Source organism: Bradyrhizobium sp. DOA9, from assembly GCF_000617845.2.
Classification (GTDB): Bacteria; Pseudomonadota; Alphaproteobacteria; order Rhizobiales; family Xanthobacteraceae; genus Bradyrhizobium.
Genome location: NZ_DF820425.1, coordinates 472,095 through 497,086, shown reverse-complemented (window position 1 = coordinate 497,086; position 24,992 = coordinate 472,095). Strand labels below are relative to the sequence as shown.

The 24,992-nt window shown below is 64.7% G+C and carries 24 protein-coding genes; 12 read left to right on the top strand and 12 right to left on the bottom strand.

All coding sequences use genetic code 11. The features are described from left to right. Nucleotides 1-112 precede the first annotated feature (112 nt). Nucleotides 113-826, top strand: a complete 714-nt coding sequence (locus BDOA9_RS02210; RefSeq protein ID WP_025032317.1) for a hypothetical protein — start codon at nucleotides 113-115, stop codon at nucleotides 824-826. Nucleotides 827-915: 89 nt separating this feature from the next. Beyond that, nucleotides 916-1,614, top strand: coding sequence for a hypothetical protein (locus BDOA9_RS02205; protein ID WP_025032316.1), 699 nt, complete (start codon nucleotides 916-918; stop codon nucleotides 1,612-1,614). Here the strand turns inward: BDOA9_RS02205 and BDOA9_RS02200 are convergent, their stop codons facing one another. Together BDOA9_RS02200 and BDOA9_RS02195 are read right to left on the bottom strand one after the other, a co-directional pair. After that, the gene (locus BDOA9_RS02200) at nucleotides 1,615-3,195 is read right to left on the bottom strand and encodes a GMC family oxidoreductase (protein ID WP_025032315.1); all 1,581 of its coding nucleotides are present in this window, start codon (nucleotides 3,193-3,195) and stop codon (nucleotides 1,615-1,617) included. A gap of 107 nt (nucleotides 3,196-3,302) precedes the next feature. Beyond that, nucleotides 3,303-4,748, bottom strand: coding sequence for a winged helix-turn-helix domain-containing tetratricopeptide repeat protein (locus tag BDOA9_RS02195; RefSeq protein WP_244521447.1), 1,446 nt, complete (start codon nucleotides 4,746-4,748; stop codon nucleotides 3,303-3,305). A gap of 3 nt (nucleotides 4,749-4,751) precedes the next feature. On the opposite strand from BDOA9_RS02195, the gene BDOA9_RS39245 reads away from it, so the two are divergent. The 3 genes from BDOA9_RS39245 (at nucleotide 4,752) to BDOA9_RS02185 (ending at nucleotide 8,024) form a co-directional block, all read left to right on the top strand. Beyond that, on the top strand, nucleotides 4,752-4,970 hold the full coding sequence (locus BDOA9_RS39245) for a hypothetical protein (protein ID WP_210183856.1): 219 nt from the start codon (nucleotides 4,752-4,754) through the stop codon (nucleotides 4,968-4,970). A gap of 325 nt (nucleotides 4,971-5,295) precedes the next feature. Beyond that, nucleotides 5,296-6,657: a 3-carboxy-cis,cis-muconate cycloisomerase gene (pcaB, locus tag BDOA9_RS02190; protein ID WP_025032313.1), complete on the top strand. Its 1,362-nt coding sequence runs from the start codon at nucleotides 5,296-5,298 to the stop codon at nucleotides 6,655-6,657. Between the two features lie 113 nt (nucleotides 6,658-6,770). Then, entirely contained in the window at nucleotides 6,771-8,024 is a 1,254-nt protein-coding gene (locus BDOA9_RS02185; RefSeq protein ID WP_025032312.1) for an aminopeptidase, read from the top strand. Between the two features lie 179 nt (nucleotides 8,025-8,203). On the opposite strand, the gene BDOA9_RS02180 is transcribed toward BDOA9_RS02185, so the two are convergent. After that, nucleotides 8,204-8,758, bottom strand: coding sequence for a hypothetical protein (locus BDOA9_RS02180; RefSeq protein ID WP_025032311.1), 555 nt, complete (start codon nucleotides 8,756-8,758; stop codon nucleotides 8,204-8,206). Nucleotides 8,759-8,993: 235 nt separating this feature from the next. On the opposite strand from BDOA9_RS02180, the gene BDOA9_RS02175 reads away from it, so the two are divergent. Next, nucleotides 8,994-9,449: a cupin domain-containing protein gene (locus BDOA9_RS02175; protein ID WP_025032310.1), complete on the top strand. Its 456-nt coding sequence runs from the start codon at nucleotides 8,994-8,996 to the stop codon at nucleotides 9,447-9,449. Between the two features lie 82 nt (nucleotides 9,450-9,531). Here the strand turns inward: BDOA9_RS02175 and BDOA9_RS02170 are convergent, their stop codons facing one another. The 7 genes from BDOA9_RS02170 to BDOA9_RS02140 all read right to left on the bottom strand — a co-directional run bounded on the left by BDOA9_RS02170 (nucleotide 9,532) and on the right by BDOA9_RS02140 (nucleotide 15,145). Beyond that, nucleotides 9,532-10,584 carry an amidohydrolase family protein gene (locus BDOA9_RS02170; protein WP_025032309.1) on the bottom strand — a complete coding sequence of 351 codons (1,053 nt, stop codon included), beginning with the start codon at nucleotides 10,582-10,584 and terminating at the stop codon, nucleotides 9,532-9,534. Between the two features lie 110 nt (nucleotides 10,585-10,694). Beyond that, a complete protein-coding gene (locus tag BDOA9_RS02165; RefSeq protein WP_025032308.1) occupies nucleotides 10,695-11,216 on the bottom strand; it encodes a hypothetical protein in 522 nt (173 codons plus the stop codon). Nucleotides 11,217-11,281: 65 nt separating this feature from the next. Next, nucleotides 11,282-12,094: an MBL fold metallo-hydrolase gene (locus BDOA9_RS02160; protein WP_025032307.1), complete on the bottom strand. Its 813-nt coding sequence runs from the start codon at nucleotides 12,092-12,094 to the stop codon at nucleotides 11,282-11,284. Nucleotides 12,095-12,159: 65 nt separating this feature from the next. Further along, nucleotides 12,160-12,555, bottom strand: a complete 396-nt coding sequence (locus tag BDOA9_RS02155) for a type II toxin-antitoxin system VapC family toxin (protein ID WP_025032306.1) — start codon at nucleotides 12,553-12,555, stop codon at nucleotides 12,160-12,162. Continuing rightward, entirely contained in the window at nucleotides 12,552-12,806 is a 255-nt protein-coding gene (locus tag BDOA9_RS02150) for an AbrB/MazE/SpoVT family DNA-binding domain-containing protein (protein WP_025032305.1), read from the bottom strand. Before BDOA9_RS02150 ends, BDOA9_RS02155 begins: the two co-directional genes overlap by 4 nt. Before the next feature lie 66 nt (nucleotides 12,807-12,872). Then, nucleotides 12,873-14,399, bottom strand: a complete 1,527-nt coding sequence (locus BDOA9_RS02145) for a hypothetical protein (protein WP_025032304.1) — start codon at nucleotides 14,397-14,399, stop codon at nucleotides 12,873-12,875. After that, nucleotides 14,396-15,145 carry an ABC transporter ATP-binding protein gene (locus BDOA9_RS02140; RefSeq protein WP_025032303.1) on the bottom strand — a complete coding sequence of 250 codons (750 nt, stop codon included), beginning with the start codon at nucleotides 15,143-15,145 and terminating at the stop codon, nucleotides 14,396-14,398. Before BDOA9_RS02140 ends, BDOA9_RS02145 begins: the two co-directional genes overlap by 4 nt. Nucleotides 15,146-15,419: 274 nt before the next feature. On the opposite strand from BDOA9_RS02140, the gene BDOA9_RS02135 reads away from it, so the two are divergent. From BDOA9_RS02135 to BDOA9_RS02110, 6 genes are all read left to right on the top strand, one after another. Further along, nucleotides 15,420-16,295 carry a branched-chain amino acid ABC transporter permease gene (locus BDOA9_RS02135; protein WP_025032302.1) on the top strand — a complete coding sequence of 292 codons (876 nt, stop codon included), beginning with the start codon at nucleotides 15,420-15,422 and terminating at the stop codon, nucleotides 16,293-16,295. Between the two features lie 5 nt (nucleotides 16,296-16,300). Next, nucleotides 16,301-17,452, top strand: a complete 1,152-nt coding sequence (locus BDOA9_RS02130; RefSeq protein ID WP_025032301.1) for a branched-chain amino acid ABC transporter permease — start codon at nucleotides 16,301-16,303, stop codon at nucleotides 17,450-17,452. Continuing rightward, nucleotides 17,449-18,207, top strand: a complete 759-nt coding sequence (locus tag BDOA9_RS02125) for an ABC transporter ATP-binding protein (protein ID WP_025032300.1) — start codon at nucleotides 17,449-17,451, stop codon at nucleotides 18,205-18,207. The genes BDOA9_RS02130 and BDOA9_RS02125 overlap by 4 nt, the downstream gene beginning before the upstream one ends. 4 nt (nucleotides 18,208-18,211) lie before the next feature. Further along, nucleotides 18,212-19,000 (top strand): ABC transporter ATP-binding protein, encoded by a 789-nt coding sequence (locus BDOA9_RS02120; protein WP_025032299.1) that lies wholly within the window; start codon nucleotides 18,212-18,214, stop codon nucleotides 18,998-19,000. 92 nt (nucleotides 19,001-19,092) lie between these two features. Then, the gene (locus BDOA9_RS02115; RefSeq protein ID WP_025032298.1) at nucleotides 19,093-20,931 is read left to right on the top strand and encodes an AMP-dependent synthetase/ligase; all 1,839 of its coding nucleotides are present in this window, start codon (nucleotides 19,093-19,095) and stop codon (nucleotides 20,929-20,931) included. 137 nt (nucleotides 20,932-21,068) lie between these two features. Next, nucleotides 21,069-22,268: an ABC transporter substrate-binding protein gene (locus BDOA9_RS02110; RefSeq protein ID WP_025032297.1), complete on the top strand. Its 1,200-nt coding sequence runs from the start codon at nucleotides 21,069-21,071 to the stop codon at nucleotides 22,266-22,268. Between the two features lie 212 nt (nucleotides 22,269-22,480). Here the strand turns inward: BDOA9_RS02110 and BDOA9_RS02105 are convergent, their stop codons facing one another. Together BDOA9_RS02105 and BDOA9_RS02100 are read right to left on the bottom strand one after the other, a co-directional pair. After that, nucleotides 22,481-23,593 (bottom strand): lysozyme inhibitor LprI family protein, encoded by a 1,113-nt coding sequence (locus BDOA9_RS02105; RefSeq protein WP_025032296.1) that lies wholly within the window; start codon nucleotides 23,591-23,593, stop codon nucleotides 22,481-22,483. Between the two features lie 178 nt (nucleotides 23,594-23,771). Continuing rightward, nucleotides 23,772-24,503, bottom strand: coding sequence for a transglutaminase-like cysteine peptidase (locus BDOA9_RS02100; RefSeq protein ID WP_025032295.1), 732 nt, complete (start codon nucleotides 24,501-24,503; stop codon nucleotides 23,772-23,774). Nucleotides 24,504-24,992 lie beyond the last annotated feature (489 nt).

Here is a 24,992-nt window from a genome sequence, read left to right as displayed (position 1 = left end):
GATGTCGCCGTGGTCCGGGCGATTGCCGCCGCAATGGCATGGTTCAGCCTTAATTATCGCCCAGTTACCGGGCAGTGATCACGTGGACTTGAAGTCGGACGCGGAGAGACGTTTGTCCAAAGCCATCACCATCGTCGCGCTGACCTGTTTCCTCGTCCTCGGCGCCGCCACCACCGCCATTCTCGGCCGCGACAGCGTTCCCAGCGTCGGTGCCGAGATGATCGCCGAGACACCCCCGCCCAAGCCGCTCGCAACCAACCGCGCCGCCAAGGCCGACCGCCTGGTCCCGACGCTCGCACTGGCCTCGGCCGCGATCGTGCCGGTCCAGGTCGCCCCCGACAAGCTGTCGCAGGCACCGGTCCTGACCGAGCCGCTGCGTCAGGCCTTCGCCGCCGCCACCCCCTCCGATTTCCCGATGCCGAAGCCGAGCGCGCACGAGGCGCCCGCCACAGCCGAGGTTCCGGCCGTCGAAGTTCCGGCCAAGCCGAAAGTCGTCGCCAAGCCGCAGCCGCAAAAATCCTATTCGCTGCTGTCCGACGTGCAGATCGCGGGCATCAGGGATCGCCTGAAACTCTCTTCGTCTCAGGAATATTACTGGCCCTCGGTCGAGACCGCGCTGCGCAAAGTCGCCCGCAAGATGCAGGCGAACAGGCTGTCGAATCCGAATGCGCCGCCCAGCGCGCAGATCGATCCGAATTGCGACGAGGTGCAGCAGCTGAAATCGGCCGCGATGCCGCTGTTGTTCCAGCTTCGTGACGACCAGAAGGAAGAAGTGCGCAAGCTCGCCCGCCTGATCGGGCTCGAGAAGGTCGCGCAGCAGATCTGATCCGCGCGGTTCCTCGTCGAGGAGCCGCGGCCATCAGGAACATCTGGCAATCCCCAAGCGTTGCCCGCTCCAAAAGAGGGAGTGGATGAATGCGCGCCTCGACAGCCTATTTTGTCGGTGCCGGAACCATCATCGCGGCCATCGCCATTGGTCTCGGCGGCGGTATCGTTGCCGGCAACATCATGAATCCCGTGACGTCTAGGCAGGGGCCGGACACCAGCAAGGTGGCGCAACGCACGGCACCATCAGCCCCGGCGACGACGAACGCTCCCTCCGAGCGCGTGAACTATCTCACCGGCTCGCGAGCCTTCGGCGCGATGATCGCAGCGCCTGCGCAGGCCGAAGCAAAGCCTGAAGCCGCAAAGCCCGACACCCAAACCACGCAGGCGACTGCCGGGCCGGCGGCGCAGCAGCCCTCGCAAGCTGCTGCCGTCGAGCCGTCCAAGGAGCCGCCGAAGCCCGCTCCTGCATCGTCGCCGCAGACCGCAAAACCTGCCGAGCAGCAGGCCTCGACCGAGCCGGCGTCCTCGGTGAACAACGCCTACGCCAAGGCGAGGGATTCCGACGTGAAGCGCGCCGCGTCAGAGCGGCGCCGAGCCGAGCGTCGCGAGCGCTGGGCCGAGCGCCGCCATTATTACGAGTCCCGCGAGGCACGCGGCATGCGCGACCGCACCGATTGGGACGACGTCGCACGCAACATCCGCGAGGATTCCGACGCGCGCGATGTCGCGAGCCGCCCGCGCGGCGGCTTCCCGCAGATCAAGCTGTTCGGGCCTGACGACGATTAGCTAGCCCAGGATCGCCGCTGCGGCGCATTCGGCAATCAAGATCGTCGGCGTCTGGATATTGCCCGAGATCATGATCGGGATCACCGAGGCATCGGCGACATGCAGACCGTCGATGCCGCGCACCTGCAATCGCTCGGGATCGACGACGGCGAGGTCGTCCGTGCCCATCCGGCAGGTCGAGGCGGCATGATAGAGCGTCGTGCAATGGCCGCGGATATAGTCGGCGGTCTCGGCATCGCTGATCGCCTCCGCGCTCGGCGTCACCTCGGTTTCGATCATCTCCTTGAGCGGTGATTGCGCGGCGATGCGACGGTTGATGCGGACGCCCTCGATCATGGTCGCGATGTCGCTGCCGCTCGGGTCCGACGCGAAATAGCCGGGGTCGATCGCGGGATCTTCGATCGGATCGGACGAGCGCAGCGTGATCTCGCCGCGGCTCTTCGGCCGCTGCAAGGTCGCATGCAGGGTGATGCCCGGCCTGGACGACAGGAAGCGGACATAGTCGCGGTGCGGGCTGATCGCGCCATAGAGCTGAAGATCGGGCTCGACCTCGGGGCGGCTGCGCACATGGGCGCCGGCGGCGACCCAGGGCGAGGTGCGCGGACCGCTGCGGTGCGCCTGCCACTCTGCAAGGCTCGCCGCGAGACTTTCGTCGGTCCAGGCGCCGACGCCGATCCTCTCCCTGGTGTAGAAGGTGATGGGAATGTTGATGTGGTCCTGGAGATTCTTGCCGACGCCGGGCAGGTCATGCAGGACGTCGACGCCGACCGCCTTCAACTCGTCAGCCGGGCCGATGCCTGACAGCAGGAGTTGTTGTGCCGAGCCGATGGCGCCGGAGGCGAGCACGATCTCGCTGGTGGCGAAGGCGCTCTTCAGTTGCCCATTGTCGAGAAAGGCCACGCCGGTCGCGCGGCCGCGCTCGACGATGATGCGCGTGACGCGTGCGCCGGTCTTCAGGACGAGATTGGGGCGCGTCAGCGCCGGGCGCAGATAGGCCTTGCCGGTGCCGAAACGTTCGCCGTCCCTGATGACGAACTGGAAGAAGCCGGCGCCTTCCTGGACGGCGCCGTTGAAATCGGGGTTGTGCGGAAGCCCCGCGGCCTGGGCCGCCTCCAGCCATTTCAATTCGTTGGGATCGACGAAAGGGACGTCGGCGACGTGCAGCGGCCCGCTGGTGCCGTGGAAGGGGTCGTCGGCGAAGCGGGCATTGTTCTCGAAGGCGATGAATTTCGGCAGCACGTCGCTCCAGGCCCAGCCCGGGCAGCCCGCCCGCGCCCATCCATCGTAATCCGACGGCAGGCCGCGGATGTAAATCATCGCATTCATCGCGCCGGAGCCGCCGATCATCTTGCCGCGCGGCCAGAAGATGCGCCGTCCCCGGCAGCCTGCTTGCGGTTCGGTATGAAACCCCCAATCGACCGCCGTATTGAACATCGTCGGCCAGTCGGACGGAATGTCCGAGGCGAGCGGGGCAGCGCGACCGGCCTCCAGCACCAGAACCTTGCGATTTGGATCGGCCGACAGCCGATTGGCCAGCACACAGCCGGCCGAGCCGGCGCCCACGATGATCGTGTCGTACATTATCGAGCGCTCCGCGAACATTGCCGTCGCGGAGCGCTTGCAAGTTTCGTGCTTTGCGGATTCCCCTCCTCATCCACAAGGGGAGGCTATGCGGTCAGCGTTGCGCCCTACTTCATGCCTGCACGGCGCAAGCCTTGGAGGTAATGTGTGCGATCCTCTTCCCGCAGCATCGGCAGCTCGCGCGTGATCCAGGCAAGCGAGACCTCGGGCTGGGTGCGGCGCAGGCCTTCCAGGGCGGATGCCGCGAGGGCGGGATCGCCGAGCATGCCGGCGGCCGCCGTCAGCACGCGGTGCGCGCCGACGAAATCTCCGCGCTGGCGCATCGATTCCCGAGCCATCTGCACGGCGCCCCCGTAGTCATGGCCGACGAACCGGGCATAGGCCGCAACCCCGCAATAGATCGCCGCGAGCGGGTCGCGCGGGCTCAGCCGCAGCGCGCGGCGGGCGGCGGCATCGCCGTCCTGCCATCGTCCGGCATAGCACAGCGTCACGCCGTGGAAGGCATGGGCCATCGCGAAGTTCGGATTGAGCCGCAAGGCCAGCTCGAACTCAGCCAGCGCGTCGTCGAAGCGACGGCGGAACAGGTAGGTGTAAGCCAGGCCGTGATGGGCCCAGGCATCCTCGCGATCGGCCTCCACCGCCGCGAGCGCTGCACGCTCGGCGACCGGCACGGTGGCAGCCATGTCGGCCCAGCCCATATGCGCGCCGAAGATATGGCTGGTCGCGAGCAGGCCGAGGGCCTTGCCGTAGGCGGGATCGATCGCCACCGCCTCTTCCAACAGCTTTTGCGCGGCGGCATTGTCCTCGCGGGTGATACGCCAATAATGCGACAGCGCGCGCATCACGAGGTCCCATGCATCCAGGCTGCCCGGCGGCTTCTGCTGGGCCCGGAAGCTTTCGGCGGCGTAGAGCTGCGGCTCGACGGCGGCGACGATCGCTTCCGTGATCTCGTCCTGCACGGCGAAGATATCGGCGAGCTCGCGGTCATAGCGTTCGGCCCAGAGATGGCTGCCGGTCGAGACGTCGTTGAGCTGGGCCGAGATGCGCACCCGCTCGCCGCTCCGCCGCACGCTGCCTTCGACCACGTAGCGCACCCCGAGCTCCCGCGCCACCTCGTGGATATGCACGGCGCGGCCCTTGTAGACGAAGGAAGAGTTGCGCGCGACGACGAAGAACCAGCGCAGCTTCGACAGCGCGGTGATGATGTCCTCGCTGATGCCGTCGGAGAAATAATCCTGCTCGGCCTCGCCGCTCATATTGGTGAAGGGCAGCACGGCGATCGCGGGCCGCTCGGGCAGCGCGAAGACCGCCTGGGGCGGGCTGGTACGGACCGGCCCCGGCGCGACCGTGCCGATTTGCGTCTGGACGTCGCCGACGAAACGAAAACCCTTGCGCGTGATGGTGCGGATCAGCGATTGGCTCACGCCATTGTCGCCGATCGCCTTGCGTGCCGCGTTGATCCGGCTGGTCAGGGTGGATTCGGACACACTGCGCCCGTGCCAGATCTTGTCGATCAGCTCGTCCTTGCTGACGACCCGGTCGCGGTTCTGCATGAGGTGGACGACCAGGTCGAAAACCTGCGGTTCCACGGCAATAGGAACCTGCTCGCGGCTCAGCTCGCGCCGGTCGGTGTCGAGAAGGTGGTCCTGGAACAGAAACTGCACGTCGAAACTCAGGCCTCGTTGCTGAAATCGGGCAAAACAAACAAAATGAAATTTGGGTCGAAAACCCGTATGTCTGCCGAAGGGGCCGTCTGGTTCATCGCGATCGCGTGATGGCAGCCATGCCGTTTGCAGAGGGGAATGCAACCGCAACTGGAATGTTGCGGTCGTGCGCCGCCCAAATCTCTCACCGCAATTGATCCGTCATCCCCAAGGTGCGCAGCGTAGGCTGCGCAGCAGCGTACGCGGAGCCTCGAAGGATGAACGGCCACGATGCAGTCGAGCCGTCCATCCTTCGAGGCCCTGCGCTTCGCTCCGGCACCTCGGGATGACGGCGATGGCGGGACGAATGTGTGGTGAAACTGCTAATGTCCTTTGCCGAGCTGCGCGGCCTGCGTAAGCTGTCGCCCACACAAAACGCCAATCATAAAGAAATGCCATGCCTGCTTTTCCCGCCGCCACCACCGTGCTCGATTCCCTGCTGTTTCGCGACGCCTTCGGCACGTCCGAGATGCGCGAGGTGTTCTCCGACGTCGCGACGGTGGCGCGCTATGCCGAGGTCGAGGTGGCGCTGGCGAAGGCGGAGGCGAAGTGCGGTGTGATTCCACAGGAGGCAGCGGCCGCGATCGCGGCGCGGACCGACGTCGCCGCGCTGGATTTCGATCTGCTCAGGCAGGAGACCGATGTCGTCGGCTATCCGATCCTGCCTTTGGTGCATCAGATGGTGAAGCAATGCGGTGAGGCGGGCCGCTACGTGCATTGGGGCGCCACCACGCAGGACATCATGGACACCGCCGTGGTGCTGCAACTGCGCGCCGCGCTCGGGATCGTCGAGCGCGACATCGCCGAGCTGCGCAAGATCCTCGCCGATCTGTCGAAGCGCCATCGCGACACGGCGATGGCGGGGCGCACCCATCTGCAGCAGGCGCTGCCGGTGACGTTTGGCTACAAGTCCGCGATCTGGCTGGCGATGTTCGATCGCCACGCCGAGCGGCTGGCGCAGCTGAAGCCGCGCGTGCTGGTCGGCCAGTTCGCCGGTGCCGCCGGCACGCTGGCCTCGCTCGGCGACAGGGGGTTCGAGGTGCAGGAAGCGCTCTGCGCCGAGCTGGAGCTCGGTGTTCCCGCCTCGACTTGGCACGTCGCACGCGACGGCTTTGCCGAGGCCGTGAACTTCCTCGCGCTCGTCACCGGCTCGCTCGGCAAGATCGCGCTCGACATCATGATCATGGCTTCGACCGAGTTCGCCGAGGTCTACGAGCCCTTCGTCAAGGGGCGCGGCGCCTCCTCGACCATGCCGCAGAAGCGCAACCCGATCTCCTCGGAGTTGATGCTCGCGGCCTCCAAGGCGGTGCGCCAGCATGCCGGCCTGATGCTCGACGCCATGGTGCAGGATTTCGAGCGTGCGACAGGCCCCTGGCACGCGGAATGGATGGCGATCCCCGAGAGCTTCGTGCTGACCGCCGGCGCGCTGCACCAGGCGAAGTTCGCGCTCGCAGGCCTGATCGTGGACGAGGCGAAGATGAACGACAATCTCGCCCTCAGCCGGGGCCTGATTGTGGCCGAAGCGGTCATGATGGGCCTCGCCCCGCAGATCGGCCGGCAGGAGGCACATGACGTCGTTTATGACGCCTGCCGCCAGGCCAACGAGAAGGGGATGAGCCTTGCTGATGCGCTATCCGCGGATTCACGGGTATCGAGCCGCATCGATCGCGCCACAATCGAGGCGCTCACCTCACCGAAAAATTACCTGGGACTCGCGCCTGCCATGGTCGATCGGGTGCTGGCATCGGCAACGCGTTGAAAACCAAAATGCGTGAAACCGCGTATCTTCCCAGGGCCGCAAGACGCTCGCATACTTGTGTCTCGCGGTGCTAGACTTAAATTGAGTGAGCGACTTTCGGCAGAGGGCCCGGCATGACTGATCACAAGACTTCCACTCCCATCGACCCGGTGAAGCTCGACCGGCTGGCCGAGGTGGCGGTGAAGGTGGGCCTGGGCTTGCGGCTGGGACAGGACCTGCTTCTGACCGCGCCCGCAATCGCGCTGCCCCTGGTGCGGCGGATCGCCGTGCATGCCTACAAGGCCGGCGCCGGCCTCGTGACGCCGATCCTGTCGGACGAGGAAATGACGCTGGCCCGCTACCGCCACGGCCACGACAACAGTTTCGATCGAGCCGCGGGCTGGCTCTACGAGGGCATGGCCAAGGCGTTCTCGGACAACACCGCACGGCTCGCCATCGTAGGGGACAACCCGATGCTGCTGTCGGGCGAGGATCCTTCCAAGGTGGCGCGCGCCAGCAAGGCCAATTCGATGGCCTACCAGCCCGCGCTGGAGAAGATCGTCAATTTCGACACCAACTGGAACATCATCGCCTATCCGAGCCCGTCCTGGGCCAAGCAGGTGTTCCCGAACGATCCGGAAGATATCGCGATCGGCAAGCTTGCGGATGCGATCTTCGCCGCGTCGCGGGTGGACCGCGAGGATGCGATCGGCAATTGGGCGAGCCACAATGCGGTGCTGCGCGAGCGCACCAACTGGCTCAACGGCCAGCGTTTTCGCGCGCTGCAATATTCGGGGCCGGGCACCGACCTCACCATCGGTCTCGCCGACGGACACGAATGGGAAGGCGGCGCCTCGCTGTCCAAGAACGGCATCAGCTGCAACGCCAACATCCCGACCGAAGAGGTCTTCACCACGCCGCATTGCCGCCGCGTCTACGGCCATGTGGTGAGCTCCAAGCCGCTGTCCTACCAGGGCACGCTGATCGACAACATCGCGGTGCGGTTCGAGGACGGCAAGATCGTCGACGCAAAGGCCTCGCGCGGCGCCGAAGTGCTGAACAAGGTGCTCGACACCGACGAGGGCGCGCGGCGCCTCGGCGAAGTGGCGTTGGTGCCGCATTCCTCGCCGATCTCGCAGAGCGGGCTGTTGTTCTACAACACGCTGTTCGACGAGAACGCGGCCTCGCACATCGCGCTCGGTCAGTGCTATTCGAAATGCTTCGTCAACGGCGCCCAGCTGACGCCCCAGCAGATCGCGGCGCAAGGCGGCAATCAGAGCCTGATCCATATCGACTGGATGATCGGCTCGGCCGAGACCGACATTGACGGCATCCTGGCGGACGGCAGCAAGGTGCCCGTCTTCCGCAAGGGCGAATGGGCGAAGTAGCCTTCACTTCTCCCGTAGGGTGTCGGGTCGCATCGATAGATGCGATCCGCGTGAGGGGTTACAGTCTCACCGACCGCCGCGGCCCCTCACCCGGATTGCTGCGCAATCCGACCTCTCCCCGCTGGGGAGAGGTAAGGATCGGCCCGATAGACCTCAGTAGAGTCACGTCTACCGCGCTCTCACGCCGCCGCGTTGCGCGGGGTGGGGTTGTCGTCGATGCTGAAGCGGTTGAACAATGTCGTGAACGGGCTGCCGTCGGTGGCCCGCACGATCGCGTCGGACGCTGCCACCGCCTCGTAGAGCGCACCGACCGGGTCATCCGCCTCCGCCAGTGCGAGCGCGCCGCGAGTGTCTTCGCGGGCCTCGTTGACCCCTCGTTCGTCGTCGAGCGTCGTCTCCAGCGCTTTCGCCGCGCGCCGCATTTCGGCAAGGTCGCCGCCGCCGGAGAATTTGAGGATGTCGCGCCAATAGGGGTGGGCGACGACGAGCTGGATGAAAGCTTCAAAGCTCTCCGCGATGATGCCCGCGCGGCCGTCCGATGAGACATAGAGCACATTCTGCGACGGCAGCAGCACGAACGCGCTGCCGGAGCCGTCGGTGCCGATGTGCCGCGGGCTTTCGACGCCGTCGATGGTGAACCAGGGCTCTTCGTCCGTCGCGAAGGAGACATCGAGCCTGCGGAGCCTGGCGACGACTTCGCTGCTGGCTGTCAGGATCTCGGGCGTGAGGGACATCGGTGCGGCTCCTTCCCAATACTTTGCGCACTTTGTCGCACCCCGGACAGGATCGGTTCATGTGTACGAATTCGCAGAGGAAATCGTGATGTTAACCGTTCGCACCTGCAACTCAGGGCTGATTGTCGAGTGCCATGTAAGAAAGAATTAAAAACCGGCTACTAGCGTCCCAACTTCTTTCGAAACAATCCGGGCCGAGACCCGGCCATTCATATTATATCTTCTGGGGAAGCAGATGTCGCGCGCATTGATTGAAATCGGTAGTTGCAATGTCGAGCTCGAGCTGCGGCCGATCGAGCCGTCCTGGATCATCGAGGGTAATCCGATATCCCGCTCCCGCGTGCTGTCGACCAGCGCCGACGGTACCGCGCAAACGATCATCTGGCACTGCACCGAAGGCCGCTTCAACTGGTACTACGACATCGACGAGACGATCATGATCATGGAAGGATCGATCGTGCTCGAAAGCGACGGCATGCCGCCCAAGCGCTACGGTCCCGGCGACGTGATTTTCTTCCGCGACGGCGCGCATGCCAAATGGCATGTCGAAGGCCACGTCAAGAAGATCGCCTTCTGCCGCAAGACCAATCCGGTGATGATCGGTTTCCTGATCCGCGTCGTCAACAAGCTGAAGAAGATCTTCACCTCCACCGGCGCGCCGCGTCCCGCCTCGCTGATGGGCGCCGGCTAGAGCTCGCAACCACGTTTCAAGGACGCTTCCCAGCGGCCACGACGAAGAGGGGTCGGGATCCATGTCCCGGCCCCTCTTTTCGTCATGACGGCAGCTCGAGCCGGTAGACGTCGATCGCGGTCTGCGAGAACAATGCGGTCCTTTCGGCGTCGCTCAGCTTTGAGGCGATACGCTTGAAGGCATTGAAGATCACCTGGTAGCTGCATTGGCCCTTGTCCGGCGGGAAATTGCTTTCGAACATCGCACGTTTCGGGCCGAACGCCTCGATGCAGGTCTCGACATAGGGCCGCCACGCCGCGGCAAGCTCCTCGGACGTCGGCGGCCTCTCGCGCAAATGGAAGTCATAGCCGAGCAGGCACATCGCGAGACCACCGAGCTTCACAACCACGTTCTCGCATGTCGCGATCTCCCGGATCGAGGCGCGCCATTGCGCAAACACCTCCTCGCGCCGACCGGCGAAGCGGCCGATTCCGGCCGGGCCGCCGCAATGGTCGAGCACGATCCTGGTGTCGGGGAAGGCGCGCGCCAGCGCCGTGAGCTCGCCGATCTGCGGATGGAACAGCCAGGCATCGAAGCTGAGCTTGAGCGGCGCGAGGCAGGCAAAGCCTTTGCGGAAGATCGGGTCCTGCAACAATCCCTTCGGCCTGTTCGCATACATGCCGGCGACGACAGGATCTTCGTCCCAGGCCGAGGAATGCCGGATGCCGCGAAAGCGGCCGTTGCCGGCGGCGATCTCGGCTTCCAGCACGCCCTTCGCGGCCTCGCCGAGCAGCAGATTGGCGTGGCTGACGATGCCGGCGCAGATCGCGGCCTTGCCGTAGCCACCGCTCGCGCTCATGGCGGCAACGCCGTTGGCGAACTCGACCTCGCCGACCGGGCGGAATGCTTCCGGCCCATGCGCGCGATACATCGAACGGCAGTCGACATAGACGGTGGCGATGACGTTGTGACCGGAGGCGATGTCGGCCGACATCTCCTCGATCAGATAGCGGTGCCCGCGATTCCACAGATGGTGATGGGGATCGACGATCGGCCGCAGCGGATCGATGATCTCCTCCCGGTGCAGCGCGAGCCAGTCCTCGCGCGGATCGACGAATAGCCCGCTCGTGTTGGCGGGCACACCGCTTGCTGCCATCGGCGTTCGCTCCCTATGTTTTAGGGTCGGGAGCCTAGCACCTCATCTCCGCACGGGGCAGCGCGCCTTGCGCATCCGCGCCCATCATCGCGAGCAAAGCGGGATCGCCGTCAGGCCCTCCGCCGTGTCGCTCTCACCTCGACCACCAGCCGCCAGTCCGCTGCCGTGGCCGGCTTGACCTCTCCACGCCAAAGGAAGGAGTCGCCGGTGATCTCCGTAAAGCTCCAGCGCGTCAGGTCGCCGGCTTCGGTCGTGCCTTCCTGCATGATGTCGTCGCCACGGGGACGGCCGATCTGCTGCCGGAACACGCGGCGGCCCGGATCGAGCCACGAAATCCGCCACGCATCGATGCCCGGATCGTAAACGCGCAGCGTCGTGCCGTACCAATTGCCGGCGATCGGAAAGGCCGCGCCGCCCGCTTGCCGGGGAATGATCCACACGTCCTGCACCGCACGGCCTTCCAGCACCCAGCCGAAATGGATCTCGCCCGGCGCGGTGTGGCTCGTTCCGTCCGGTCCAAAGGCCGTGATCTCGGCGTCCCAGTCGCCGACGAAGCGGCCGTAGAGCTGGAGCGCCGCGGCGTGCTCGGGGTTGGGCCCGTCCGCGTGCAATAGTCGCGCAAAGTCGGTCATGTCGCTCTCCTGTTGCAGGGAGATCAGCATGACCCGCCAATGGCCGGCTTGGAGAAAATTGCGTCTCAGACCCCGTCGAGGATGATCACCGTCGGCTTCGTCGGCAACGTATCCCGCGACATCCGGAACGAGCGCTCGATGCGCCGGTCGATCTCGAACTGCTGGCCGATCCGGCGCATGAAGTCGTCGAGCGGGGTGGCGAAGCGGTGCATCGGCAGCACCACCGAGGCGCGCAAGCGCTTGGTGATGTCCGAGATCCCTTCGAGCGACATGGTGTAGGTGCCGTCGATCGGCACCATCACGATGTCGAGCCGTCCGATCTGGGCGAAATGGCTGTCGTCGAGCTTGTGATGGAGGTGGCCGAGATGGCCGATGCAGAGGCCGGCCGCCTCGAAGATGAAGATGGAATTGCCGTCGCGGATCATGTCCGCGCCGGCATCGTCGCCGTAATAGCGGCGGATGTCGGTGGTGACGTTGCGGACAAAGGTGTCGCCGATGCGTTCCGACACGATCGCCGGCTTGCCGTCCTCGCTCCAGCCATGCAGCACGTGGGGAATGCGCTTGTCCGGAAAGAGCGTGTAATGGGTGCTGTGGGCGCGGTTCATGGTCACGACGTCGGGCAGCCGGCCGACCTGATAGGCGCCGCTATAATCGGTGGCGATGCGCAGGCCGCCGGGCGTGTCGATGTAGTAGGTGGAATGGCCGGCATAGGTGATCTCGACCTCGGCAGAGCCCGCTGTCGGCCGGAACGCGACCGGCATCGCCCGCGGCGTCGCGTTGGCCATCGCCAGACATTCGCTGCGCTGTGGCTGCTGGGCGAGGGCAGGCGAGAGGAGCAAGCCGAAGAAGGCAAAGATCGTCAGGACCAGTCGAGGCATAACGCGATCACCCGTTGCGCATTCGGCGAGAGTGTATCGTCGAATTTGCGCGACGTCATGCGCCGCTACGGCAGCCGCGCCAATCCGCCGCTTGCCTCTACCAGCTTTAAGGCCTTCTTATCGAATGAAACGAAGGTCTCGGCGCCAAGCCAATAGCCTTCATGAGCAATGATCCCATCGGCAAAATCGCCGCCAGCATCGAGGAGCGCCAACCCAGCCTCAGCCAGAGGCCGGTTGACGACCACATTGGAGGCGCTGATGAAGTGCCGGATAGACGCCGCGATATTCTCAGCGGAAGTCTTGTAGCCTCGCGAGAGGACCCAGGCCAACTCGCACAGTGCCGAGATCGAGATGGCGACTACGTCTGCCTTTTTGAGGATGGCTTCGGCTGCTTTGCTCTGTTCGGCATTATCCCCGACCAGAACCCGTACCAGGACATTGGTGTCTGGTGTGATCTTCATCGCTTGCCGGCCCAGCCGTCAGCTATGATCTCGTTCATCTCTTCGATCGAAAGCGATCGACCGTTCGTTTTCCCTTTCAGGAAGCCGAACGCATCCGAAATCTTTCCGGTGGGCCGAACTGCCCTCACCTCAACTCGCCCCCCAGGGAGCTTTTCTATCGAAATCTTGTCGCCGGGATGCACACCAAGGTGCTCCAAAAGGTCTTTCCGGAGCGTAACCTGCCCTTTCGCCGTAACGGTGAGCGTGCTCATTGGATTCCCTCAATCCTTGAGATCCTTCGATAAGTAAGGAAGTTTCTCCTTACTTTCAAGGCCCCCTCACTCCCGGCGCGGGCTGAACTTCCAGGTGATCGTGACGAGTGCTGCGGTGATCAGGCCGCTGATGAGGCCGGCCAGGGGCAGGGCGAGCAGCAGTGCGGCGCTGGCGGCCCAGCCGATCGAGGAGAAGGCCTCGGCGAAGGTCGCAAGCCGTGAGGACGTCTGGCGGCGCCGGAATTGGCTGCGCCTCGCCTGTACCCGGAACCAGAGCTGGATCGCGGTCGCCGAGGCTGCGCTGATGATGACCGCGACGGAACTGATCGCGGCCTGATAGGGCGAGGCGAGCGCCAGTGCTGCCAGCAGCGGAGCGAAGATCACGGCGATCGCGATCAGCACCACCTCGATCTTGGCGCGGATGATGCCGGACGGCATCAAGGGCGCGGTCGCGACCAGGTCAGGGGCGTCCTCGCCCGAGATCGTCAGCCAGGCGAGCCCGCCGGCAAGCTGTCCGGCCGCCATGACGATGACGGGCGTGATCAGCGTCAGCGCCGCGGAGCTGTCGGCAAAATTGCGCCAGAGCAGTAGCGCCGGTGGCACCAGATAGAGCAGCTGCATCAAGGTCTGCGAGATCAGCCATGGATCGCGCCATAGCAGCATGAATTCCTTGCGACGCAGCGCCTGCTGGCGCGATCCGCCGCGGAACGGGCGGTCCTGGGTATGGACGCGGCCGGACGTGGCGTTGGCCGCCGCATCGATCGCGGTGTCGGCAAAGCGGTGCGAGAAGATCGCCATCACGCCGCCGAGCATGACCAGGGCGAGCGCGAGAAGCAGCGCCAGCGCCTCGCTATCGCCCATCGCTGCCCGCGCCGGCCACCACCAGATGCTGTCGACGTCGGGGGCGTAGGCGGCAATGCTGCCCGAGGTCAGGATGGTGAAGCGCGACAGCGTGCCGTAGGACATGATCGCGGCGACCTGAAGCGCGATCACGAAGCCCGCGCCGATGATGGCGGCGAGGATCTGTGCGATCAGGCGCGTCCGCGCCGGGCCGATCAGCCGGAACAGGAGAATGGTGACGGCGATCGCGATCGCCGCCGCGGACAGGCCCATCGCAATGACGACGCCGAAGGCCGCGAGCCAGCGCGCGCCGCCGCCGATCACGAGAACGTCGATGAAGGGTGTCGAGAACAGCAGCGCGAGCACGGTGACGGTCAGCGCGATCGCGGCGATGCGGACCGAGAACAGATTGGCGAGCCGCGCCGGCGAGGACATGATCAAGTCGAGATCGGCGCGGGCGTAAAATACCCGTGTCACCGATTCGATCGCCTGCGACAGCATTAAGGTCCAGGCGAAAAAGATCGTCGCCGAAATCACGATCAGCGAGGATCTGTCGAGCGGCAGCTGCAGGTCGGCGAAACGGCCGATCACCGCCCAGGCCGGCAAGTGGAGCAGCGCGGCGAAGCACAACAGGCCGATCATTGCCGCGCGTGCCCGTTTACGCCGCCCGCCCGTCATCATGGCGAGCCATTCGCGCCAGGCGAGCCGCAGCTCGTGACGGGCGAACCAGGACAGCGCGGTGGCCGAGCTCATGCCGCTTCCTGAAGCGTCACCAGCGCGATGAAGAGATCTTCCAGGCTGGTGTCGGCATGGCCGTTCTGCTGGCGCAGCTCGGTGAGCGTGCCTTCGGCGACGAGGCGGCCGGAGGCGATCACGCCGATGCGGTCGGCCATGCGCTCGGCGACCTCGAGGATGTGCGTGGTCATGATGACGGTGCAGCCGGCGCGGACACGCGCGCCGAGCAGGCCTTTCACATGGCGGGCGGAGACGGCATCGAGCCCCGTCAAGGGTTCATCGAGGATGATGAGGCGGGGGTCGTGCACCAGCGCCCCTGCGAGGGCGACCTTCTGGCGCATGCCCTTGGAAAAGCCCTCGCAGCGCTCGTGCCAATGCGCCTCGAGCCCGAGCGAATCGAGCAGTTCCTCGGCGACCGGTTGCGCGTTCGACGGCGCGATGCCCCAGAGGCCGGCGACGAATTCGAGGTATTCGAGCGGGGTGAGCTTGTCATAGATCATGGGCTCGTCGGAGACCCAGGCCATCACCTGCTTGGCGGCGACGGGGTCCTGGAGCGCATCGATGCCGAAGATCGACACGGCGCCGGCATCGGGCCTGAGCAGGCCCGCAACCATGCGTAACGTGGTGGTCTTGCCGGCGCCGTTGGGGCCGACCAGCGCGTAGAATTCGCCGGCGTGGATGGTGAGATCGAGGCCGTCGACCGCCAGGCGGTCAAAACGCTTCGTTAACCCCTTAACTTCCAGCGCCGAGCTGTCCGGCTTCATGACGGCCACACCATCCGGTTTGCATCGCCCGCGACCATGCCCCGAAGATGTTTCGGCACCGTGAATCGCACCGCCGCAAATTCCGCCAACCGGATTGGACTAAAGGCAAGGCGTCCCGACAAGTCACCGTTTGTTGACAGCACGCGGGCGTTGAGGCTGAATTGATTCCGGACAAGTGGCGCGAACGCAGCGATACGACTGCGTAGCGACTGGACACAAGATGCGGCAAGGCGACCAAGAGAGCCCGCCGGCTGCGTCGGGAGGATGCGCGGCGATGCTGGATTTCGTTCAGCAGCTGGTCAGCGGTGTTGCGCTCGGCTGCGTCTACGGCCTGATCGCGCTCGGCTTCGTCCTCGTCTACAAGGCCACCGAGGTCGTCAATTTCGCCCAGGGCGATCTGATGATGCTGGGCGGCTTCTTCGCCTTCACCTTCATCGGCATGATGGGCCTGAACTACTGGATCGGCTTTGCCGGTGCGGTGGCGGCGATGGCGCTGTTCGGCATGCTGGCCGAGCGGGTCGTGGTGCGGCCGATCCTCGGCTATCCGCAATTCTCCATCATCATGGCCACGATCGGCCTCGGCTATTTCCTGCGCTCGATCGCCGGCATGATCTGGGGCACCGACGACCTGAAGATCGAGACGCCGTTCAGCCAGGGTGTGCTGCGGATGGGCTCACTGGTGCTTGCCTACGACAAGCTCTCGGTGATCGCGGCGACGATGATCCTGTGCACGCTGCTCTGGCTGTTCTTCAACAAGACTACGCTCGGCACCGCGATGCGCGCCAGCTCCGAGAATATGCTGGCGGCCTATTACATGGGCATTCCCGTCAAGCGCGTGGTGTCGGTGGTCTGGGCGATCAGCGCAGCGGTCGCGACCTGTGCCGGCGTGCTGCTGGCGCCGATCACCTTCATCCATTCCAATGTCGGCCTCGTGCTCGGCCTGAAGGCGTTTCCGGCCGCGGTGCTCGGCGGTTTCGGCTCGATCCCGGGCGCCGTGGTCGGCGGCGTCCTGATCGGTGTGATCGAAAGCATGGCCGGCTTTTACCTGCCCGAGGGCTGGAAGGACGTCGCGCCCTACCTCGTGCTGCTCACCGTGCTGCTGCTGAAGCCCGAGGGCCTGTTCGGCCTCCACGTCCGCAAGAAGGTCTGAACGCGATGCGCTTCCTGTTCAAGACCGACTATGAAGACGACATCAAGCTGTTCCCGCATTCGGGCTATCTCGTCACTTACGGCGTCCTGCTCGCGCTGCTGCTGATCGCGCCTCACGTGCTGTCCAGCTATCTGATGAGCCAGCTGGTTTTCGTCTGCATCTACGCGATCGTCGGCGTGGCGCTGTTGATCCTGACCGGCTTCACCGGCCAGGCCTCGCTCGGGCACGCCGCGTTCCTCGCGATCGGCGCCTATACCGCGGCTTACCTGCAGAAATACAACGTGCCGTTCCCGGTCTACTTCCTCGCCGCCGGCGCCTTGACCGGCCTCATCGGCGCGTTGGTCGGTTTTCCCGCCTTGCGCCTGACCGGCATCTATCTCGTCATCGCCACCATTTCCTTTGCCCTGATCGTCGAGGAGATCCTGGCGCGGTGGGAGAGCGTCACCCACGGCAACGAGGGCATGCGGGTCAAGACGCTGTCGCTGCTCGGCGTCACCGTCCCGCGCGACAGTCCGACCTTCTATTACCTCTGCCTTGCCGTTCTCGTGCTGACCATCGTCGGCACGCTCAATCTGCTGCGTTCGCCGACAGGCCGCGCCTTCGTCGCGATCCGCGACTCCGAGACGGCGGCGCGCAGCATGGGCGTCAATGTCGCGCTCTACAAGGTGAAGTCGTTCGCGATCTCGGCGGCGATCACCGGCTTTGCCGGCGTGCTGTTCGCGCACAAGCTCTCGTTCATCTCGCCCGAGATGTTCACGCTGCAGCTCTCGATCGAGTTCATCATCGTGATCCTGATCGGCGGCACCTTCAGCCTGCACGGCGCCGTTCTGGGGGCGATCTTCATCGTGATGATCGATCCGTTCCTCACCTATCTGAAGGACGACATGCCCGGCATCATCGCCGGCATTGCCGCGACATTCGGCGCTGGCCCGGCCACCGCGGGAAGCATCCAGTCGAGCGTCGCGGCGTTCGCATCGCTCAACGGGCTGAAGGGCGCGATCTACGGCATCATCATCGTGTTGTTCGTCTTGTTCGAGCCGCTCGGGCTCTACGGCCGCTGGCTGAAGATAAAACTCTTCTTCCAGCTGTTCCCGCTCTACAAGCGCGCCACCTTCAAGCGGCAGAAGATCTACGTGAAGTCGGAGCGCAACCGATGAGCTATTTCCGCGCCGAGAACCTGTCGCTGCATTTCGGCGGCCTCAAGGCGGTCGATGCGGTGTCGTTCGCGGTGGAGAAGGGCGAGATCCTCTCGATCATCGGGCCGAACGGCGCCGGCAAGAGCTCGATCTTCAACCTGATCTCGCGGATCTACCGGCCGACCTCGGGCCGCATCTTCTTCGAGGATCAGGACATCACCGAGCAACCGCCCTACGACATCGCCAAGCTCGGCATCGCCCGCACCTTCCAGAACATCGAGCTGTTCGAGAACTCCACCGTGCTGTCGAACCTTCTGGTCGGCCGCCACCGCCATTCGAGCACGCAGCTGTGGCAGGAGCTCTTGTTCCTGCCGAGCGTGCGGGCCAACGAGAAGGTGCACCGCCGCCGGGTCGAGCAGGTCATCGAGTTCCTCGACCTCGAACCCTACCGCGACAAGCTGATCTCGGGCCTTCCCTACGGCGTGCGCAAGGTGATCGAGCTGGCGCGTGCGCTGTGCTCGGAGCCGAAGCTGATCCTGCTCGACGAGCCGTCAAGCGGCCTCAATGTCGAGGAGACCGACGACATGTCGTTCTGGATCCGCGACATGAAGAGCGAGCTCGGCGTCACCGTGCTGATGGTCGAGCACGACATGTCGCTGGTCAACCGCGTCTCCGATCGCGTCATCGCGCTGAACTACGGAAGGGTGCTGGCGATGGGCTCGCCGGCCGAGGTGCAGCAGCACCCCGACGTCGTCGCCGCATATCTGGGAGCCTGAGGCGATGGACGCGACCGCGATGCCAGAAACCATCCTGAAGCTCTCGAACATCGAGAGCTATTACGGGCCGATCATGGCGATCCGCGGCATCTCGCTTGAGGTACCGCGCGGCCGCATCGTCACGCTGCTCGGAGCCAACGGCGCCGGCAAGACCACGGTGCTGAAGACGATCTCCGGCATTCTCGATCCGCAGAAGGGCGCGATCGAGTTCATGGGCAAGCCGATCCAGCGCATGGAGGCCGACAGGATCGTGCGGCTTGGCCTCAGCCACGTGCCGGAGGGACGGGAAGTGTTCCCTTTCCTCTCGGTGCGCGAGAACCTGATGATGGGCGCCTATCCGCGCCGGGATCGCGACGGCGTCGCGGAGGATCTGGAACGGGTCTACGGCTATTTCCCGCGCCTGAAGGAGCGCATCAACCAGCCGGCCGGCCAGCTCTCCGGCGGCGAGCAGCAGATGCTCGCGATCGGGCGCGCGCTGATGAACCGGCCGACGCTGCTCTTGCTCGACGAGCCCTCACTCGGCCTGTCGCCGCTGCTGGTGAAGGAGATCTTCACCATCATCCGACGGGTCAACGAGGAGCAGGGCATGTCGATCCTCCTGGTCGAGCAGAACGCCAAGGTGGCGCTGGAGACCGCACATTACGGCTATGTGCTGGAGATCGGCCGGATCGTCATGAACGACAGCTGCGACCGCTTGATGCATTCCCAGGACATCCAGGAGTTCTACCTTGGCGCCAAGGAAGCGGGCGCGCGCGGCGAGCGGCGCTGGAAAAAGAAGAAGACATGGCGGTGAGGACGAGCTGGCAGTAAGATGAGCTTGCCGTCCGCAACATAGACCGCCGGCAAGGCAGGCAGCGGGGGCAGGACGACGAGGAGGAGAGGTGCATGGCCCGAGCGGCGATGCTGACGGTCGCTGATACGATCGCGAAGAGCTTTCTGCGCGCCGCCGAGACGCGGGGCGACAGGCCGGCGATCCGCGAGAAGAAGTTCGGCATCTGGCAGCCGACGAGCTGGCGAGAGTGGCTGGAGATCTCGAAGGAGATCGCCTACGCGCTTCGCGCCGTCGGCTTCATGCCCGGCGACGTCGCCTCCGTCATCGCCAATGCCGTGCCCGAATGGGTCTACGCCGACATGGGCATATTGTGCGCCGGCGGCGTCTCCAGCGGAATCTATCCGACCGATTCCTCGTCCCAGGTCGAGTATCTCGTCAACGATTCCGCGACGAAGGTGATCTTCGCCGAGGACGAGGAGCAGCTCGACAAGATTCTTGCCTGCCGCGCGCGCTGCCCGAGCTTGCAGAGGATCATCGTGTTCGACATGGAAGGCCTCAGCGGCTTCTCCGACGACATGGTGATGTCGCTCGACGAGCTTCGCGCCCTCGGCCGCAACCACATGGTCGGCCGCGAGGCGCTGTGGCAGGAGATGATCGACAGCCGCGCCGCCGCCGATCTCGCGATTCTCGTCTATACGTCCGGTACCACCGGTCCGCCCAAGGGCGCGATGCACGCCAATCGCAGCGTCACCCACCAGATGCGGCACGCCAACGACTTCATCCCGGCCCGGGAGGACGAGGATCGCCTGGTCTTCCTGCCGCTCTGCCACGTCGCCGAGCGCGTCGGCGGCTACTACATCTCGGTCGCGCTCGGCTCGGTGATGAATTTTGCCGAAAGCCCGGAAACCGTGCCGGACAATCTGCGCGAGGTGCAGCCGACCGCCTTTCTGGCGGTGCCGCGCGTCTGGGAAAAGTTCTATTCCGCCATCACCATCGCGCTGAAGGATGCGACGCCGCTGCAGCAATGGGTCTATCGCCGCGCCATCGGCGTCGGCTACGGCATGGTCGATTGCCGGCTCGAGGGCAGGGCGCCGCCGCTAGGCTTGCGCATCGCCAACCGCATCGCTTATCTGGTCGCGTTCCGCAACATTCGCCGCATGATCGGGCTCGACCGCTGCCGCATCGCCTTCACCGGCGCAGCACCGATCGCGCCGGAGCTGATCCGCTGGTACCTGGCGCTCGGCCTCGACATGCACGAGGTCTACGGCCAGACCGAGAATTGCGGGGTCGCCACCATGATGCCCGCGGACAGGATCAAGCTCGGCTCGGTCGGCACCTCGGTGCCGTGGGGCGAGGTCGCGCTGTCTCCCGAGGGCGAGATCCTGATCAAGGGCGACTTCCTGTTCATGGGTTACCTGAACCAGCCGGAGAAAACTGCAGAGACGATCGATTCCCGCGGCTGGCTGCACACCGGCGACGTCGGCACCATCGACAACGAGGGCTTCGTCCGCATCACCGACCGGATGAAGGACATCATCATCACCTCCGGCGGCAAGAACATCACGCCGTCCGAGATCGAGAACCAGCTCAAGTTTTCGCCCTACATCTCGGACGCCGTCGTGATCGGCGACAAGCGGCCCTATCTCACCTGCCTCGTGATGATCGACCAGGAGAACGTCGAGAAGTTCGCCCAGGACCACGACATCCCGTTTACGAACTATGCCAGCCTGTGCCGGGCGACGGAGATCCAGGACCTGATCTGGCGCGAGATCGAAGGGGTCAACGCCAATTTCGCCCGCGTCGAGACCATCAAGAGGTTCTACCTGATCGAGCGCCAGCTCACGCCCGAGGACGAGGAGCTGACGCCGACGATGAAGTTGAAGCGCGGCTTCGTGAACAAGCGCTACGCTGCCGAGATCGAAGCCATGTATCGCGAGCGTGCGGTGGCGTGACGCGCAAGCCCGGAAAAGCGGGAACCGGTCTTCCGATGAGGGGCAGGCGCAGAAAAGAAGAGTTTCTTTCGCAAAAAGCGAGGGAGCGATGGCCCCGCCCTTCGTACAATACGGGCCCAAAAGGAGAGGAGACGTCAATGTCGAAGTCGTTCCACGCGTTCGGCCTTGCTATGGGCGCTGTCGCGCTCACTTGTCTGCCGGCCAGCGCGCAAACCAAGATCACCAATGAAGGCATCTCGGCAACCGAGATCGTCATCGGCACCCATCAGGACCTGTCGGGTCCGATCAAGGGCTGGGGCGTGCCGGTCTCCAACGGCATGAAGATGGCCGTCGAGGAGATCAACGCCGCCGGCGGCATCAACGGCCGCAAGATTCGCCTGGTGGTCGAGGACAGCGGCTACGATCCGAAGAAGGCCGTGCTGGCTTCGCAGAAGCTGATCGAGCGCGACAAGATTTTCGCGATGGTGGGGCCGATGGGATCGCCGACCGTGCTCGCCGCGCAGGATATCCTGCTCGAGGCCGGCGTCATGCAGCTCTTCCCGCTGACGGCGGCCGAGTTCACTTTCAAGTTCGATCCGGCCAAGCCGCAGGAGCGGCTGAAGTTCAATAACCTGCTTCCTTACGTCGAGAGCACGCGGGCGGCGCTCAAATACATGATCGAGGCAAAGAACTTCAAGAAGCCCTGCATCATGCATCAGGACGATGAGTACGGAAAGAACGTGCTCGATGGCTTCAACCAGCAGCTCGCCGCCATGAAGCTGCAGCCGGCCTCGATCACGAGCTACAAGCGCGGCGCCTCCGACTTCTCGGCGCAGGTCGCCAAGATGAAGTCCGACGGCTGCGACCTCGTCGTGCTCGGCGCGGTCCTCCGTGAGCCGATCGGCACGATGAGTGAAGCCAAGAAGCTCGGCTGGGACGTCACCTTCCTCGGCGCAACGCCCGTTAACGTGCTCGAGGTGCCGGCGCTCGGCAAGGAAACGGTGGAAGGCTTGTATGCCGCTTCGAACTTCGAAATTCCATATGAAGACACCGCAAAAGGAAAGGTGAAGGACTGGCTCGTCAACTACAAGAAGATGTTTGGCGCCGACGCCAACACCCAGGCCATCATCGGCTACAACGCGGTGATGACGTTCGCGCATTATGCCAACAAGGCGGGCAAGGACCTGACTGGTCAGAAGATGCTCGATGCGCTCGAGTCCGGCGACAAGTTCCAGGACATCTTCAATTCGCCGCCGACGGTGTTCTCGAAGACCAACCATCTCGCGACCACCGTCACCCAGGTCCAGCAGGTCAAGAACGGCCGTTGGGTTCTGGTGAAGGACAATCTGATGTTCTGATGCTTGTTCGCCTCTCCCGCTTTGCGGGAGAGGCCGGAATTTGCAGAGGCCGTTATGCCCGGGCTTGTCCCGGGCATCCACGTTCTTTGTGCTGCGTGGAAAGGTGTGGATCGCCGGAACAAGCCCGGCCATGACGCCGTGGGGAGAGTCGGTGCCCTAGCCACGTCGCATATGCGATAGCCCTGCCGCAGGAACGGGCGAGGGAGAAGCCCCTACGATCCCCCGCCTGCGGTGCCCGAGCTCACCGGGGCGAGCTCGTCCTCCCGGCAGCGCCAGCCGTCGGCGGCTTTGACGAAGGCGAAAGTTCGCTGGATTCTCAGCCGGCGCGTGACGTTGAAGGCGCCTGCGGAGCGCTCCTTGTTGCCGCCTCCCTGCTGCGGACGACCGGTCGTGGCGTCCCAGCAGGTGCCGGTGCAGGTGGAGGCGACCTTGCTGCACAGAGTGAAGGGGGCCAGCACGGCCATCTCGATTTCGCCGGTGACCTGCGCCTCCTGGTCGCTCACCTGGCTGTCGAGCGCATAGACGCGGTTGATGCGCAGGAAATTGCCGCAGGAATTGGCCGCGTGAATCCGCGCGGCGCAGAAATCGACCGCGTCGGTGTCGGGGATGCGGGCCGCGACCTGCCGGCCGAACACCTTCTTGGGGTCGCCTTTCGCGGCGCGGATCTCGTCGGTCTTGCGCTTCAAATGTTCGGCGAGACAGCCTTCCGCGGATTCCAGCTCGTGCAGCGGCAAGTTCTCCTTGCCGACCAGATTGCATCTGCGGTCGCGTTCGCGCGTCCACCGTCCATATTCGGCGAAGGCAAAGCGTGCCGCGGTCGGGTCCAGTTTGCCGATCAGGCCGAGCACCTGCCCATTGAGCTCGGTTTCGGCAAGCGCCAGCGAGGGGTCCGCGCAGATAATCGCGCCCGCAGCGGTGTTGGCCGCAAGGCAGTCGAAATCCGGATCGCGAACGATTGCGGCGCGCTCCTCGGTGACCTTGAGCAGGCACGCCTTGACCTGGTCGAATTCGTCGGGGCGGATCGCGGTCTGTCCGACGATGCCGCAGCTGAGGTTGCGCTGGCGGGCCCAGATCGCATTCTCCTCGATCGCCGGCAGGCGATCCGGCAGGCGTGCGAGCCGCGTCTCGATCGCGATGCTCAGCTTCTCGGCGGCGGCGGCAAGCGTGGCATCGCCGCAGAATAATTGATTGCCGGGGTCGCGGATCTGCTGGCAGTTGTTCTTGGAAAACAGCGGCAGCCTGTCGGCGATCGCGCGGTCGGATTGCGCCCACGCGGACGCCGCCGGCAATGCCAGCGCAAGCACAGACATCACGATGAATCGCATTCCAGTCGCCCTCGCACGGAAGGCGCCATGCTAGCGTCTGGTCTTGCGCGATGAAATGGATTTGTGCTGGGAGTACAGTGGAAGGTCTGTAGCCCGGATGGAGCGCAAGCGTAATCCGGGGCCGGTGCGAGTGGTAAGAGTCCCGGATTTCGCTGCGCTCCATCCGGGCTACAAGCGATCAACGCGCCTCGGCGGCCGCCATCGAAACCTGCACCGGCTCGTCGACATATTTCAGCACGGCCGATTGGTGGAGCACGAACAACGGCTGATAGCTCCGCGTCGCGTCGTCCCTGACCATCGCCATGCGGCGATTGTCGAGCATCAGCCATTGGCCGTCGAGCTTTGCTGCGGCAATTGCGTGCGCCTCGCCGGCCCTGACGTCGCGCACCACGACGATGCGGAGGTCTTCAGAGGCAATTCCCGCCAGACGCAGCGCGGCCAGCTTGGCGATGGCATAGTCCTCGCAATCGCCGGCGCCGCGCGCGAAAGTCGCAAGCGGCGAGCTCCAGACGTCGCCGGTGCCGTCATTGGCGGCATGGATGGCGAGATTGATGGCGCGGTTGATCTCACCGAGCCGCGCGCGGCCGTCACGGGCGCGGGCCTGGTCGACGATGGCGAGCAGCTCGAGCGCTGCGGGTGAGGCGCAATTGCCCCGGTCGCCGTCGCATAGCGCGAGCTGCACCATGTCGTCGTCGAGCTTGTCCTTCAGCGCGGACCATTTCTGCTGCAGGCCGCCGGACGAGATCGCGAAGGCGAACACGCCGAACGGTTCGGCGGATTTGCGCACGAGGACGCCGGCGCCCGGCGACAGCAGCGTGCCGGCGCGAAGCTCGGCGGCCGATCCGAGCAGGATCAAGCCGCACACGGCAAGGATTACGCGCCAGGCGCGCGAGCGAGCTGCGGTCTCCATCTGACATCCCCTTCCCAGGCTTCGCGAGATCCCCCTCGATCTCGTCGTGCCGGGCTTTGTTGCTTTCGCGGAGATAGTGCGAGACGGGCCGTTTTGTTCTGCTTAACGCGCCCGGCAGGGGTCTCAAAACCGGGTGGCAGGCTGAATCGGACCCGCCGGAATTGCGTAAAATTTTACGATTCGGCGGCTAGGAGAGCCTTCGCTGCCGCGAAAGGGAACCATTTCAGGTAGAAGTTGCGACGGTCGCCGAATCCGGCGCTTATGGCTAACGACCCGCTATTTCACGGGTTCTGTTAGTTAGGTCACAGATTTGGCTCCGTATTTGCCGCAGGATGTCGCAGGGCATCGCGAACAAAAGATGACGCAAGTATCTGCTCTACCGCTTTACTTTGGATAACTTGGGGCGACGGGAAATGGGCGCATCTAAGCTTGTCTCGACTTGGGAATGCTTGAAATATGACTTCCACTCCGCTGAGAAGGCGCCGCCCC

Excerpts from the sequence above, each read along its gene's own strand:
- BDOA9_RS02205 (WP_025032316.1), top strand. The coding sequence starts at position 916 with ATGCGCGCCTCGACAGCCTATTTTGTCGGTGCCGGAACCATCATCGCG.
- BDOA9_RS02200 (WP_025032315.1), bottom strand. The coding sequence starts at position 3,195 with ATGTACGACACGATCATCGTGGGCGCCGGCTCGGCCGGCTGTGTGCTG.
- BDOA9_RS02195 (WP_244521447.1), bottom strand. The coding sequence starts at position 4,748 with ATGCAGAACCGCGACCGGGTCGTCAGCAAGGACGAGCTGATCGACAAG.
- pcaB (WP_025032313.1), top strand. The coding sequence starts at position 5,296 with ATGCCTGCTTTTCCCGCCGCCACCACCGTGCTCGATTCCCTGCTGTTT.
- BDOA9_RS02185 (WP_025032312.1), top strand. The coding sequence starts at position 6,771 with ATGACTGATCACAAGACTTCCACTCCCATCGACCCGGTGAAGCTCGAC.
- BDOA9_RS02180 (WP_025032311.1), bottom strand. The coding sequence starts at position 8,758 with ATGTCCCTCACGCCCGAGATCCTGACAGCCAGCAGCGAAGTCGTCGCC.
- BDOA9_RS02175 (WP_025032310.1), top strand. The coding sequence starts at position 8,994 with ATGTCGCGCGCATTGATTGAAATCGGTAGTTGCAATGTCGAGCTCGAG.
- BDOA9_RS02170 (WP_025032309.1), bottom strand. The coding sequence starts at position 10,584 with ATGGCAGCAAGCGGTGTGCCCGCCAACACGAGCGGGCTATTCGTCGAT.
- BDOA9_RS02165 (WP_025032308.1), bottom strand. The coding sequence starts at position 11,216 with ATGACCGACTTTGCGCGACTATTGCACGCGGACGGGCCCAACCCCGAG.
- BDOA9_RS02160 (WP_025032307.1), bottom strand. The coding sequence starts at position 12,094 with ATGCCTCGACTGGTCCTGACGATCTTTGCCTTCTTCGGCTTGCTCCTC.
- BDOA9_RS02155 (WP_025032306.1), bottom strand. The coding sequence starts at position 12,555 with ATGAAGATCACACCAGACACCAATGTCCTGGTACGGGTTCTGGTCGGG.
- BDOA9_RS02150 (WP_025032305.1), bottom strand. The coding sequence starts at position 12,806 with ATGAGCACGCTCACCGTTACGGCGAAAGGGCAGGTTACGCTCCGGAAA.
- BDOA9_RS02145 (WP_025032304.1), bottom strand. The coding sequence starts at position 14,399 with ATGAGCTCGGCCACCGCGCTGTCCTGGTTCGCCCGTCACGAGCTGCGG.
- BDOA9_RS02140 (WP_025032303.1), bottom strand. The coding sequence starts at position 15,145 with ATGAAGCCGGACAGCTCGGCGCTGGAAGTTAAGGGGTTAACGAAGCGT.
- BDOA9_RS02135 (WP_025032302.1), top strand. The coding sequence starts at position 15,420 with ATGCTGGATTTCGTTCAGCAGCTGGTCAGCGGTGTTGCGCTCGGCTGC.
- BDOA9_RS02130 (WP_025032301.1), top strand. The coding sequence starts at position 16,301 with ATGCGCTTCCTGTTCAAGACCGACTATGAAGACGACATCAAGCTGTTC.
- BDOA9_RS02125 (WP_025032300.1), top strand. The coding sequence starts at position 17,449 with ATGAGCTATTTCCGCGCCGAGAACCTGTCGCTGCATTTCGGCGGCCTC.
- BDOA9_RS02120 (WP_025032299.1), top strand. The coding sequence starts at position 18,212 with ATGGACGCGACCGCGATGCCAGAAACCATCCTGAAGCTCTCGAACATC.
- BDOA9_RS02115 (WP_025032298.1), top strand. The coding sequence starts at position 19,093 with ATGGCCCGAGCGGCGATGCTGACGGTCGCTGATACGATCGCGAAGAGC.
- BDOA9_RS02110 (WP_025032297.1), top strand. The coding sequence starts at position 21,069 with ATGTCGAAGTCGTTCCACGCGTTCGGCCTTGCTATGGGCGCTGTCGCG.
- BDOA9_RS02105 (WP_025032296.1), bottom strand. The coding sequence starts at position 23,593 with ATGCGATTCATCGTGATGTCTGTGCTTGCGCTGGCATTGCCGGCGGCG.
- BDOA9_RS02100 (WP_025032295.1), bottom strand. The coding sequence starts at position 24,503 with ATGGAGACCGCAGCTCGCTCGCGCGCCTGGCGCGTAATCCTTGCCGTG.